The 13,087-nt window shown below is 66.6% G+C and carries 13 protein-coding genes; 9 read left to right on the top strand and 4 right to left on the bottom strand.

Features of this window, described 5'->3' with window-relative positions; genetic code table 11:
- Both BST12_RS19115 and BST12_RS19110 read left to right on the top strand, forming a co-directional pair.
- Positions 1–687 (top strand): PE-PGRS family protein (locus BST12_RS19115; protein ID WP_211281304.1); only part of this gene is annotated, 687 nt, incomplete at its 5' end.
- 35 nt (positions 688–722) lie between these two features.
- Positions 723–1,346, top strand: a complete 624-nt coding sequence (locus BST12_RS19110) for a hypothetical protein (protein ID WP_083114698.1) — start codon at positions 723–725, stop codon at positions 1,344–1,346.
- A 13-nt stretch (positions 1,347–1,359) separates the two neighbouring features.
- Here the strand turns inward: BST12_RS19110 and BST12_RS19105 are convergent, their stop codons facing one another.
- Positions 1,360–1,866 (bottom strand): DUF3558 domain-containing protein, encoded by a 507-nt coding sequence (locus tag BST12_RS19105; protein ID WP_083114697.1) that lies wholly within the window; start codon positions 1,864–1,866, stop codon positions 1,360–1,362.
- Positions 1,867–1,898: 32 nt separating this feature from the next.
- On the bottom strand, positions 1,899–2,705 hold the full coding sequence (locus tag BST12_RS19100) for a PaaX family transcriptional regulator C-terminal domain-containing protein (RefSeq protein WP_083114696.1): 807 nt from the start codon (positions 2,703–2,705) through the stop codon (positions 1,899–1,901).
- Between the two features lie 64 nt (positions 2,706–2,769).
- Here BST12_RS19100 and BST12_RS19095 point away from each other — a divergent pair, with 64 nt between their 5' ends.
- Genes BST12_RS19095 through BST12_RS19070 form a run of 7 tightly spaced genes read left to right on the top strand, consistent with a single transcriptional unit; the run spans position 2,770 to position 9,669 of the window.
- Positions 2,770–3,945: an aromatic ring-hydroxylating oxygenase subunit alpha gene (locus BST12_RS19095; RefSeq protein WP_211281303.1), complete on the top strand. Its 1,176-nt coding sequence runs from the start codon at positions 2,770–2,772 to the stop codon at positions 3,943–3,945.
- Between the two features lie 32 nt (positions 3,946–3,977).
- Complete coding sequence (locus BST12_RS19090) at positions 3,978–4,640, top strand: TetR/AcrR family transcriptional regulator (RefSeq protein ID WP_083114694.1); 663 nt, start codon at positions 3,978–3,980, stop codon at positions 4,638–4,640.
- Positions 4,637–4,795: a hypothetical protein gene (locus tag BST12_RS32080; protein WP_170062156.1), complete on the top strand. Its 159-nt coding sequence runs from the start codon at positions 4,637–4,639 to the stop codon at positions 4,793–4,795. Before BST12_RS19090 ends, BST12_RS32080 begins: the two co-directional genes overlap by 4 nt.
- Positions 4,795–5,631, top strand: coding sequence for a mycofactocin-coupled SDR family oxidoreductase (locus BST12_RS19085; protein WP_083114693.1), 837 nt, complete (start codon positions 4,795–4,797; stop codon positions 5,629–5,631). Before BST12_RS32080 ends, BST12_RS19085 begins: the two co-directional genes overlap by 1 nt.
- A gap of 32 nt (positions 5,632–5,663) precedes the next feature.
- On the top strand, positions 5,664–6,635 hold the full coding sequence (locus BST12_RS19080) for an enoyl-CoA hydratase/isomerase family protein (protein ID WP_083114692.1): 972 nt from the start codon (positions 5,664–5,666) through the stop codon (positions 6,633–6,635).
- A complete protein-coding gene (locus BST12_RS19075; RefSeq protein ID WP_372511043.1) occupies positions 6,635–8,908 on the top strand; it encodes a CaiB/BaiF CoA-transferase family protein in 2,274 nt (757 codons plus the stop codon). Before BST12_RS19080 ends, BST12_RS19075 begins: the two co-directional genes overlap by 1 nt.
- Complete coding sequence (locus BST12_RS19070; protein WP_083114691.1) at positions 8,905–9,669, top strand: SDR family NAD(P)-dependent oxidoreductase; 765 nt, start codon at positions 8,905–8,907, stop codon at positions 9,667–9,669. Before BST12_RS19075 ends, BST12_RS19070 begins: the two co-directional genes overlap by 4 nt.
- A 145-nt stretch (positions 9,670–9,814) precedes the next feature.
- On the opposite strand, the gene BST12_RS19065 is transcribed toward BST12_RS19070, so the two are convergent.
- Together BST12_RS19065 and BST12_RS19060 are read right to left on the bottom strand one after the other, a co-directional pair.
- A complete protein-coding gene (locus BST12_RS19065) occupies positions 9,815–10,630 on the bottom strand; it encodes a polysaccharide deacetylase family protein (protein WP_083114707.1) in 816 nt (271 codons plus the stop codon).
- A 151-nt stretch (positions 10,631–10,781) separates the two neighbouring features.
- Positions 10,782–13,064 (bottom strand): heavy metal translocating P-type ATPase, encoded by a 2,283-nt coding sequence (locus tag BST12_RS19060; RefSeq protein WP_083114690.1) that lies wholly within the window; start codon positions 13,062–13,064, stop codon positions 10,782–10,784.
- Between the last annotated feature and the right edge of the window lie 23 nt (positions 13,065–13,087).

The following is a 13,087-nucleotide window of genomic DNA, read 5'->3' as shown; positions in this document are numbered from 1 at the left end:
GGGACCGGCGGCCTGTTGAGCTCCGGCGGCATCGGCGGCAGCGGCGGCGCCGGCTTCGGCGGACTCAGCGCCGCCGGCGGCGCGGGTGGGTCCGGCGGGACGAGCGGGCTACTCGCCGGTTTGGTGGGCGCCGGCGGTGGCGACGGCGGCACCGGCGGGTTCGGTACGGTCGGTGGCGGTGCGGGCGGCACGGGCGGCAACGGCGGCGCTGTCGCGGGGTCTGGCGGCGCCGGCGGCGTCGGGGGGATCAGCAGCAATGGCGCCGGTGGGGCAGGCGGAAACGGCGGTGGCGCCGCATTGCTGCTCGGCTCCGGTGGCGGCGGCGGGGCCGGCGGGTACAGCCTGGTAGCCGACGGCGGGTTCGGAGGTACCGGGGGTGACGCCGGATTGCTCGGCTTCGGCGGTGCCGGCGCAGCCGGCGGCGCCGCGTTGGGTGTCACCGGCAACGGCGGCCACGGCGGCACGGGCGGCAAAGCCGGCCGCATTTTCGGCGACGGGGGCGGCGGTGGTGTCGGCGGAGACGGCGGAACCGCCGCAGGCGTCGGCGGGGCCGGCGGCAACTCGGTGTTCATTGGCAATGGCGGCAACGGCGGCAACGGCAGCAATGTCCCCACGCCGGCGACTGGCGGCGGCGGTGGCCTGGGTGGAATCCTGCTGGGCGCCAACGGAATCCAAGGCTTCGCGTAGTCCGTGGTGGCCACGTCGGCTAGGCTGCCTGGGTTATGGCCCTCCGCATCGGTGTGAGCAGCGCGGCATTCCTGTTGGCGATCGCCGGCCTGGCTGGCATGCCGACCGCACCGGCCGACCCCGGCGTCGCACTACCCCCGATCGCGTCAACCGGTGGCGGGCCGATCATCGGCGGCGGTGACGAGGCCGCTCAGTACCGGATGTCGCTGCAGCTGAACAGCTTTGGCAAGCCCGACATCCAAGAGGGCGACGGATCGGACGCGGCCGCTTTCATCATGGATTCGGCCGCAGTGCCCAGTCCGGGGCTGGCATCGGCCTTCGTGCCGTTGCAACGGGCGCTGGGCTGCCAGCGCGACAACACCTCGTTCGCGGCGCGCGCTTACCGTCGGGCCGACGGACAGTGGGGCGGAGCGATGCTGGTGATCGCCAAGAGCGCCACGGCCAACCTCGACGCGCTGACCGGTTGCGTCAAGTCGGCGTGGCCCGCGCCGACCGCCGGCGGACCCACCTCGATGTGTGCCGGCGGATGGACCTACCCCACCTCCGGCGAAAACCACCGACCGGAGACCTACTACATCCTGCTCGCCGGGACGGCCGCCGACTTCTGTAGCGCAACCAACGCCAACTACGCCAATTTCGCCACCCGGTGGCCCGGCTAAACGGGCGGCCGGATTACTTTGCGGCGGCGATCGACTGCCGGGCCAGCTCGACGGCCACGTCGCAGGGGCTGGGAAACGGCTTTCTGGTGAATCGGACCGACCATTCGAAGAAGTCGTCCTGGTACTGGATCCCGACATCGCAGAGTCTTTCGCCGAGCCGGGCGTCGATCGATTTGGCGATGAACCCGTTGTGCCCGGCGATGGTGATGTCGTCGACGCTGGTCCGGGTCAGCTCCTCGCTCTTGCGTTCACGGCCGATGGGACTGCCCCGGTACCAGCTGAACGAGAACCATGGCCCGGTGATGCCGCCGCCGACCAGCCACTGACAGCCCGTCGGGTTGCGCGCCGTGACCACCAGCCCGGGTACCCCCGTCAACTGGCTGAGCGTCTGATCGCTGACGCCGCCGCATTCCGGGAAGAACGGGCCGTGCGAAGCGTTCGGCTGGGCCGAAGTGGACCGGGACGGGGGCGCCGACGGCTGCGGTCCCGGCGATCCACCGGAGCACGCGGCCAACAGCATGGCCAACACGACTGGGGCCAGCGCTGCGCGTCTCACCGGGTCCTACTGTTCAGGCGTTGCTTGAAGGCGTGGTCGAAACGGCGGTAGGTGCTGCGCAACATCGGTCCGGGCCAGTGGTCGTCGATGAGTTCGGCGGGCAGCAGCGGGTCGAGTTGAAGGTGGCGGACCACCGCGATAGACAGGGCGAACTCGTAGGTGAAGCCTTCGGCCGAGTCGTCGCGCGGGCTCGCGTCGAGCGCGGCGTCCATTGCCTCGATAAGCGCCCGCGCATCCTCGGCCCACCCGTCAAGGGCGAACAGCGATCGCATCTTGTCGGCGGAGATGTCGGTCGCAGCACCGTGAAAGTGTGTGCACTGCTGATCCAGCACCGCCCGCGACGGTGGAAGCCGTTGGGGGTCAAGGTTGTCCGGACGTATCCACACACCTTCGCGGAGTTCGGCCAGGTGCAATGCCGTCGCCGCCCTCCTCAGCTCGAGGCGATCGGCCGCCGAGCGCCGATCCAGCGAAACGATAGCCAGCTCCCAGGTCCCGTCCCAGTCCGGAACGGTCGCGTCGGCAACCCGCGACGCCTGGTCGACGCGCTGGCGGCGCTGCAGCAAATGCCCGGCGAGCGCGTAGCTGCCGCCGTCACCGCTGAGTTCGCCGTTGGAGACCATCCGCCACAGGCAGGTGCGGGCGGCGCCGTCGCTGATGCCGAACAAAGAGGCCAGCCCGACGAGTTCGGACACCGTCAGCCGGGCTTCGTCGGCGCCCAATAACGCCGACGCGAGCACCGAGCGCGCGCTGAGCGGCCGGTTGCCGATCAGGTCGCGTACGCGGGACTGCGGTACTGCGGGCACACAGGTATCTTTCCGTATCACCGAATCGTTGACACGTGATTCTCACAGCGTGATACTGACACGCATGAGTTCCCCAACGAAGGCGTTGGTGGCAGACGATGTGGAGATCGCACGGCGCGTCCTTGCCCACATCGATGCCGGCACTACCGATGAAGGCGCAGCCTGGCGTGAGCCGGTGGAAAACTATCTGAACCCGGAGCGATTCGCGGCAGAACTGCGGTTGCTCCAGGCGATGCCGAGCGTCTTCGTTCCCGCCGCGGCCGTCCCGAACCCGGGCGACCATGTCGAGCGGAGCGTCTTCGGCGTGCCCTTGTTCGCCGTGCGTGGCCGTGATCAGCGGGTCCGGGTCTTTCGCAATGCGTGCCGCCACCGCGGCTTTGCGCTGGTCGAGTCCGCCGGTTGTACCCACGCGCTGGTGTGCCGCTACCACGGGTGGACCTACCGGCTGGACGGCTCGCTCGCGCATGTCCCGCACGCCGACGCCTTTCCAGATCTGGACATGTCGACCCGCGGCCTCGTCGAGGTGGCCAGCCGGGAGGTGGACGGGCTGATCGTCATCGGGGCACTGTCCACGCCCAGCGGCGAGTCGGGGCCGGCCTGGGAGGAGTGGCTGAGTGACGGCACGCCGTGGCGTGACAAGCTACTGCCGGCCCGGCGACTGGTGTACGTGGATTCAACTGCGCGAGCGATGAATTGGAAGGTGCTCGTCGAGCAGTTCCTAGAGGGATATCACATCCGCTCCACGCACAAGGACACCTTCTATCCGGTGCAGTACGACGACCTGAACGTGGTCGAGATGTTCGGCCCGAACTGCCGGATCACCTTCCCCTACCGCAATATTGAACGACTGCGCGACCGTCCGGAGGATACCTGGACGATCGATGCGCGGGTGACCTTCTTGTATCAGCTCTTTCCCAACGTGATGCTGGCGACGTTCCCCGACCTCATGTTGATGATCGTGATCGACCCGGTGGACGTCGGCCACAGCACAGTCACCATCTATTCGATGGTCCGGCCGGAAGTCGCAGACCGGACGTCCCGGGACCCAGGACCGAACAATCCGGCCGGCGCGGCCAGCTTCATCGCGCGCGGCGCGGTGGAGGACAACGAGATGTCGGAGGGCGTGCAGCGCGGATTGGCCTCCGGTGCAAACGAATTCGTCGAGTTCGGCCGGCACGAGAGCGCGATCGGCCACTTTCACGCCACCCTCGAGGAGCGTCTGACCCGGCTCCGTCGCTAACACTACGAATATAGAGTAAGCTTCGGCTCACGATGGCTCGCCATACTCCAGCCGTACCCAAGAGACGGAAGCCGAACCCCGTCGAGCGCCGCCGCGAACTCTGCGACGCGGCTATTGAATTGCTGGCCGTGGACGGCGCAAAGGGATTGAGCCACTTGAAGGTCGACCGGAAGGCCGATGCGCCCGACGGTACGACATCGTTCTACTTCCGCACCCGCTCGGCGTTGCTGCGCGGGGTGGCCGAGCGGTTGGCCGAGCTGGACCTGGCGAATCTGCAAGCCATCGCCGACAGCGCCGGTGCCGACCGGGACCGCTCGTCGCCGTCGCTGCTGTCGGTGATGGTCATCCAATCCGGCCGCGAACCGCAGTTGTCGTTGACGAAGGCGCGCTATGAGCTGACCATGCAGGCCACCCGCGACCCGGCGCTGGCCGAGATTCTGCAACAGAGCACCGACGCCTTCACCAAGCTGCACCGCGACATCCTGGTACGCCTCATGCCGCACGGCGCCGAGCTGGAACCGGCCGTCGTCGAAGATCTGAGCAATATCACCCTGACCTTCATCAACGGACTGTTGCTGCGGTTCACCCACGGCGATCGGATCGTCAACAGTCCCGAGCAGCTGGACGGGATCCTGTCGGCCATCGCGATCGGAATTCTCCGAAGTAAGCAGAAGGGGCGGTTGACCGAACAGTGACAGCGAGCGCCCATAGTCAAATCCGTTTCGATCCCTACGTCGTCGACCTCGTCGCCGACCGGTATCGGGACTGGGAGATCGATCTGGCCAATGCCGAACTCAGCCCGACGTCCACGGTGCGCGGCTGGGAATCGATGCCGGCGTTGGTGTCGTGATGACCGGCCGGGTCGAGGGCAAGGTCGCGCTGATCAGTGGCGCGGCTCGCGGCCAGGGGCGCAGCCACGCGGTGCGCCTGGCTCAGGAGGGCGCCGACATCATCGGGGTCGACATCTGCGGACCGATCGAGAACCTGGCCTATCCCGCGTCGACCCCGGCCGATCTCGCCGAGACCGCTGAGCTGGTGCGGGCTCAGGGACGCCGGATCGTGACCGCGCAACTCGACGTACGTGACTATGAGGCGCTCAAAGCCGCCGTCGACAGCGGGGTAGCGGAGCTGGGCCGCCTCGACATCGTCGTCGCCAACGCGGGCATCGGCACCTTCGGTAGCAAACTGCACAAGATGCCGGAGAGCATCTGGCAGGACATGATCGACGTCAACCTCTCCGGCGTCTGGAAAACAGTGAAATCCGGCGTGCCGCACATCATCTCCGGAGGTCGCGGCGGCTCCATCGTGTTGACCGGTTCGGTCGGCTCACACAAGGCCCTGGCCTACACCGGCCACTACATCGCCGCCAAGCACGGTGTGCTGGGGCTGATGCGCAGCTTCGCCGTCGAGCTGGGCCAGCACATGATCCGGGTGAACTCGGTACATCCCAGCCAGGTCAACACTCCGATGACCATGAACGAGGTGACGTTCCGGCTGTTCCGGCCGGACCTGGAGAATCCCGGGCCCGACGACTTCGCCCCCTTTTCGCAGATGACCCATACGCTGCCGGTGCCCTGGGTGGAAGCCATCGACATCAGTAACGCCGTGCTGTTCCTGGCCTCCGACGAATCTCGTTACATCACTGGCGTTTCGCTGCCGGTCGATGCGGGCGCCTTGCTCAAATAACACTCAAACAACAGAAGCGGAGAGCGGACCACATGCCTGAGTACGACTACGAAGAGATGAAGAAGGAAGCCGAGCCGTACATCAAGTTCGAAAAGGACGTCAAGAACCGGATAGCTTACATCACCTTCGACCGGCCCGAAGCACAGAACTCCACCACGTTGGGGATGCGGCAGAACTACGCGGATCTGATCCACAAGTGCAATGTCGACGACGATGTCAAGGTCGTGGTAATCCGCGGTGAGGGAGAGGATTTCGGCAGCGGCGGCGACCTCCCCGAGCAGCGCGGGATGCTGGAGAACCCGGGCATGCCGCTGCTGCACGAGCTCGCGATCAACGACGACGACGTCAAGTACCCGCCGGGTGGGTCGTATCGCTACCTGTCGACCGTTACCGACTTCTACGCCAAGGCGCGCGCGGGAAACCGTCCGCTGCAGGAACTTCGGAAGGTCAGCATCATCGAGGCCAAGGGCTACTGCTACGGGTGGCACTTCTATCAGGCCGGCGACGCCGACCTGGTGGTCGCCTCCGACGACGCCCTATTCGGGCACCCGGCCTTCCGCTACGTGGGGTGGGGACCACGGCTGTGGTGGTGGGCCGAGACGATGGGTTTGCGCAAGTTCTCCGAAATGTTGTTCACCGGACGGCCTTTCAGTGCTAAGGAAATGTACGACTGCGGATTCGTCAACAGCGTGGTGCCCCGCGAGAAGCTGGAAGCAGAGACGCTGAAGTATGCGATGGCATGTTCCCGCTCGCGCCCGACCGACACGGTGGCGGTGCAGAAGACCTTCCTGGAGCTCTACAAGCAGCACAAGGGCGAATACTTCGGCAGCCTGCTCACCGGCATGGTCGAGGGAATGCTGCCGATGATCGCCAACGATCAGGAGAACGAAGTCGACCTCACCGAAGGAACTTTCAGCAAGGGCCTCAACAATGTCGTCAAGGACAACGACCTGAACTTCCCGCCGGAATGGCGCCTGTCTCGCTCGGGACGCAAGAAGCCCTGATGCCGTTGGGAGCGCTGAGCGGAGTCAGGGTCGTCGAGTTGGCCGACTCTGTCGCAGGTCAGTACTGCGGCAAGCTGCTGGCCGACTTCGGTGCCGAGGTGATCAAGGTTGAGCCGCCGGATTCACGCAGTCGCAGCAGGGCCGCGCTGTTCGCCTACCTCAACACCAACAAGAGCTCGGCCGTTCTCGATGCCCAGCGTCTGCCGGATCTCGTCGGCCGCGCCGACGCGGTGATAGCCGAATCGCGGTCGTGGGCCGATCGGTATCCGGATGTGGTGTGCTGCTCGATCACCCCGTTCGGCGTCGACGCGCCCGCGGAGTTCGACAATGCGAAGAGCATCAACGTGTTTCACGCTAGCGGCTGGGGCTACCACACGCCCAGCCACGCGCGGGCCGCCGAGCCGCCGCTGCAGGGTCCCGGCTACTTCCTGGCCGACTACGAAGCGGGGCTGGAGGCCGCGTTGTGTGTCACGTCCGCCTTGTTCGGGCGCCTGCACACCGGCAGCGGCGAGTTCATCGACATCTCGCAGCAGGCCGTGCTGGTGTCGCGTGCCGACTGCATACTAGGCCGATTCATCACCGGAGAGGTAACCGCCGAGGGTCACCGCAGCGACTACGAACAACGCGGACCGGCAACGTTTTTCGAATGCGCCGACGGATATGTGTACCTGTACGTGACCAGCCGGGCACACTGGCTCGGCGTCAAAGCGCTGCTGGGTCAGCCGGAATGGCTTGATCGGTTTGACGACGACTGGCTCGAGTTCTCGGTGACGCCGGAAAAGGTCGCGGAGTTTCAGCGGGGATTCGCCGCATGGGTGCGGGAATTGCCGAAAGTTGCAGCGGCCGAACAGGCCCAGCGGCTGGGCGTGCCGCTGGTTCCGGTGAACAGTGCCGCAGATCTGCATGATTCGCCGCAGTACCGGCACCGCGGCTTCTTTCAGGACGTGGGTGGCGTTCCATATCCCACCGTCCCGTACTTGCTCAGCGAGAGCCCGGCCCACATCACGTCTGCCGCACCGACTCGGGGCCAACACACCGCGTCGGTGCTCGACGCGTTAACTACGCCACGCACGGCGCCGCCGGCGCGGCAGCGGCAGCGCAAGGCGCCCAGGCGTCCCCGCGGCGGCCCCTTGCAGGGGGTGCGCGTTGTCGAGCTGACCAAGGTGTGGGCCGGACCGTATGCGGGGAAGCTGCTTTCGATGCTGGGTGCCGAGGTGATCAAGGTCGAGACGGCGGCCTTGCCCGACGAGATGCGCGCCTTCGGCGGCACGGACATCAACCACGCGCCCTTCTTCTTGAGCATCAATCCCGAAATCCTCAGCGTCGACCTCGACATCAAATCGTCCGACGGCATGGCGCGGTTGCGTGAGCTGATCGCGTGCAGCGACATCGTCATCAACAACCTGCGCCCCTGTGCAATGGAGCGCCAGGGCCTGGGGTATGCGGACCTGAAGTCGATCAAGCCGGACATCATCTCGGTGTCTATCAAGATGTGGGGCAACGACGGCCCGCTGGGCCATCAGACCGGCTACGCGCCCTGCTTCGCGGCGCTGGCGGGCCTCGCTTCGTTGGTGGGCTATCCCGGCGGTCCGCCCCGAGGGGCGAGCATGCGCTACGGAGACTCCACGGTCGGTGCGGCCGCCGCGTACGCCGCGGTGGTGGCACTGTTGCATCGAGAGGTCAGCCGCGAAGGCCAGTTCGTCGACGTCTCGGCCGTCGAGACCCTGTCATCGATGATCGGCGACCGTGTGTTCGAACAGAGCCTGACCGGAAAGATGCTGGGGCCCAACGGGAACCGCCATCCCGATCTATGCCCGCACGGCTGCTATCCCTGCGCCGATGACGGGTGGATCGCGGTGGCGGTGGCCAATGACGCTGAATGGCAACGATTCTGCGACGTCCTGGATGCGCGGGAGCTGGCCGGGCGCTATCACACGGCTAGGGATCGGCGTGCCCAATGCGACGCGCTCGATGCCGAACTCGCCGGGTTGACCCGGTGTCACGACGCCGAAGAACTCGCACACCGGTTGCGGACGGCGGGCATTGCGGCGACCAAGAGCGCCACGGCGGTCGACGTGATCAGCGATCAACGACTGTGGGACCGCGGGGTGTATCGCTTCGTCTCCGACCACCGCGAAGGCCAGCGTCCCATCGTTGGTCCGTCGTGGCAGCTGGCGCGAAACCCGGCCCGCATCGAGCGCGGCGCGCCCGACCTCGGTGAGGACAATGAGTACGTGCTGCACGAGCTGCTTCGCGAGGGAGCCGGGACGTGACGGCGACGCTGGCCGATACCGCGGCGCTGGTGACCGGCGCGAGCAGCGGCATCGGCGCGGCGACGGCCAAGGCGCTCGCCGGGCAGGGTGCCGCGGTCGCGTTGCTGGCGCGCAGAGCCGATCGGCTACAGGACCTGAAGTCCGATATCGAATCTGCCGGGGGCACTGCACTTGTCGTGCCCGCAGACGTTACGGATGCCGCACAGGTAGCCGCTGCCGTTGAGCGCACCGTTGCCGAGTTGGGACGTCTCGACACTCTGGTGAACAATGCCGGGCTGATCCGAATGGGCAATGCGGCCGAGGCGCAGCTGCAGGACTGGGATGACCTGGTGGCCGTCAACGTGCATGGGGTTCTCTACACCACACGCGCGGCACTGCCGCATCTGATCGGCGCGGCCGCCGACTCACCGCGCGGGGTGGCCGATCTGGTCACCGTCAGTTCCACCGCCGGGTGGGTGGCCCGGCCCGGGACCGCGGTCTACTCACTCACCAAATTCGGCATCAACGCCTTTAGCGAGGGCATTCGCCAGGAGGTGCTCGGCAAGCGGGTGCGCGTCGGAGTGGTGGGTCCGGGCACCGTGGATACCGAGATCTTCGACCACCTGGCCGCACCCTCGCGGGAAGCGTTCGACCGGCAGACGGCGGGCATGGTCAAGCTGCGCCCGCAGGATATCGCCGATGCGGTGCTCTACATGGTGACGCGTGATCGCCGCGTGGCGGTCAACCACATGCTGGTGCGCGCGGCCGAACAGACGTGGTGAGCGATCGGTGGGTCGCCGCCGACCTGCGTGTCGGGCTACCGGCTGCCAACGCCGAAGATGCCCAATATCGCCCGTGATCGTGATATCGCCCGTGCTATCGCTGTTGGGAACGTATTGTGCCCTCGCCGAAGCCCTACCCGAAGCGCTACGGCGTTTTGAGGAACACATCGTTGAGGGTGACAGTGCGTAGGTTGCGCTCGCGGATGATATCGACGAGTTGCGGGTAGACGTGCGTAACCGGCAAGTGATTGAGGTGCCCGATCACGATGGCCTGCGGGGTGAAGTACTGGTCAGCCATCTTCACGATGTATTCCTCGGTGATCAACGTCGAATCCGACAGCGATCCCGACCACAAAACCGGTACGGTATAACCGAATTCGGCCGCCACCGCGTCAACCGTCGCATTGTGCTTGGCATACGGCGGACGCCAATAGGGTTTAGCCCCAACGCCATAAGTCTTCTTGAGGAAGTCGTCGTTGCGCTTGAGTTGCTGGGCGATATCGCTTTTCGTCAGCGTGGTCAGATCCGGATGCGACCAGGTGTGGTTGCCCAACTGGATCTGTCCGGAGTCGACCAACGGCCGAAGTATCGCCAGGTTGTCCGTCCAGGAGTCGTACGTCCCGTTGACGAAGAAGGTGAGCCGGATACCGGTGTCCTTGGCGAACTGGGTGTAGGCGCGCACCACTTCGGAGTTGACGCCGTCGTCGACGGTCAGCGCCAGCAGGTCACCTTTGCCGGGCAGCTGGTTGAGCACACCGCCACCGGGGAGCCGGACCCGCGTGGTGGGCGACGGTGGTGGCAACAGACCCGCGACGGTCGGACCGGACGTCGGAGCGGCGCCGGCGGCCCCCGCCGGAGTCTGCGCGAATGTCCGCGGCTGGGGATCGACCATGCACCGAGCGGCGCCCACCGCGACGACAGTGGTTGCGGCGAGCGAGCCCAGGAAACGACGTCGATTCAGCTCGGACATGTGACGGCCGCAATTCCGGTGCGCCTCGAACCAGACAGCCCCGCGCACGGGGCGCCTAGCCTGACTAACGACGACACCACAGCAGCGAACCGTACCATTACCAGGGGCGATATGCCCTGCTGACGACGGGAGGGTCGGCCATTTATTTTGGTCGGACCAGTGCGCCGTCCTCCTTGATGACGCTGCGGAAGGAACGCAGCCGCAGGCTGTTGGCAACGACGAACACGCTGGAAAACGCCATCGCGGCGCCGGCGAGCATCGGGTTGAGCAGCCCCAGCGCGGCCAGCGGGATCGCGGCGACGTTGTATCCGAACGCCCAGAACAGGTTGGCCTTGATTGTGGCCAACGTCATCCGGGACAGCCGGATCGCGTCGGCTGCGGCCCGCAGGTCGCCGCGCACCAGGGTGAGGTCAGCGGACTCGATCGCCACATCCGTGCCGGTGCCCATGGCCAACCCCAGGTCCGCGGCGGCCAGCGCCGCGGCGTCGTTGATGCCGTCGCCGACCATGGCGACAACCTTGCCCTCGGATTGCAGCCGCCGGACGGCGGCCACCTTCTCGGCGGGCAGCGCCTCGGCGATCACCCGGTCGATGCCGACCTCATCGGCGATACGTCGCGCGACGGTCTGGTTGTCGCCGGTGAGCAGCACCGGGGTCAGCCCCAGGCGCTTGAATTCGCCGATGGCCTCGGCGCTGGTGGGTTTGACGGTATCGGCGACGACGAGGACGCCGCGGGCCTGTCCGTCCCAGCCGACGACGACGGCCGTCTTGCCCGCACGTTCGGCACGGTCCTTTGCCGCCGACAACGTCGGATCGAGGTGTTGCGCCCAGTCCGCCAGCAGACTCGCGCGGCCGACGATAATGGCGTGCCCGTCGACAATGCCTTGCACGCCTTGGCCTTCCGAGTTGGCGAAATCGTCGGGTGTGGGCAATGCGCCCAGTTCTGCCTTGGCGCCCTTGGCAATTGCCCGCGCCACAGGGTGCTCGGAGGCGTCCTCAAGGGCTCCGGCGTAGCGCAGCAGGGTGGCGCGGTCGGTGTCGCTCGCGGCGATCACGTCGACCAGCGTCATCTTGCCGGTGGTAACGGTGCCGGTCTTGTCGAGCACGATCGTGTCGACTTTGCGGGTGGATTCCAGCATTTCGGGTCCCTTGATGAGCACGCCGAGCTGCGCGGCGCGTCCCGTGCCGACCAGCAATGCGGTCGGAGTGGCCAGCCCGAGCGCGCAGGGGCAGGCGATGATCAGCACCGCGACGGCGGCCGTCAGCGCGTCCGAGACAGCACCCGGCATCGGGAAGCCGGCGCCCAGCCACGCGCCGAAAGTGGCTACCGCGACGGCGATCACGACAGGCACGAACACCCCGGAGATGCGGTCGGCGAGCCGCTGCACCTCGGCCTTGCCCGATTGCGCCGCTTCGACGAGTTTGGCCATCTGCGCCAGCTGCGTGTCGTCGCCGACTCGGTCGGCGCGCACCACCAGCCGCCCGCCGGCGTTCACCGTCGCGCCGGTGACGGTGTCACCCGGGCCGACCTCGACGGGTACCGACTCACCGGTGAGCATCGAGGCGTCGACGGCCGAAGAGCCCGAAACGACTGTCCCGTCGGTGGCGATCTTTTCGCCGGGGCGCACCACGAACTCGTCGCCGATCGCGAGTTGGCTTACCGGGACGCGGGTTTCGCGTTCATTTCGCAGCACCGCGACGTCCTTCGCGCCGAGCTCCAGCAGTGCCCGCAACGCCGCCCCGGCCCGTCGTCTGGAACGCTTCTCGAAGTACCGGCCCATCAGCACGAACATCGTCACGCCGGCAGCCACCTCGAGGTAGATGTTGGCCGCGCCATCGCCGGGTGTGATCGTCAGCGCGAACGGGTGGCGCATGCCCGGTTCCCCGGCCGTCCCGAAAAACAGGGCATACAGCGACCACCCGAACGCCGCTAGGGTGCCGACCGAGACCAGGGTGTCCATGGTGGCGGTGCCGTGTTTGAGATTGGTCCACGCCGCTTGGTGGAAGGGCCGGCCCGCCCACACGATGACCGGTGCGGCCAGCGCCAGCGACGCCCACTGCCAGTACCGGAATTGCAGGGCCGGGATCATCGCCATCAGGATCACCGGCGTCGCGAGCACTGTCGCGGTGCGCACGCGGTCGCGTAGTGAGGCCAACTCGGGATCATCGTCCTGCTGTTCGGCGGGTTCTTCGTGCTGCTGCACCAGCGCCGCGGAATAGCCCGCCTTCTCTACTTCGGCGACCAATGCCTGCGCGTCATACCCGAAGGGAACGCTGACGGTGGCTTTCTCGGTCGCGTAGTTCACCGTCGCGTAGACGCCGTCGAGCTTGTTGAGCTTGCCTTCGATGCGCATCGCGCAGGAGGCGCAGGTCATCCCCGAAATCTTGAGTTCGACGTCGGTAGTGAGTTGCGCTGCTGCTTTCATAATGACGTATATACCCCCATGGG

The sequence above is a fragment of the Mycobacterium angelicum genome, assembly GCF_002086155.1.
In the GTDB taxonomy this organism is placed as follows: domain Bacteria; phylum Actinomycetota; class Actinomycetes; order Mycobacteriales; family Mycobacteriaceae; genus Mycobacterium; species Mycobacterium angelicum.
Note: the sequence above shows the minus strand (reverse complement) of the source record. Positions and strands in the feature narration are given on the sequence as shown.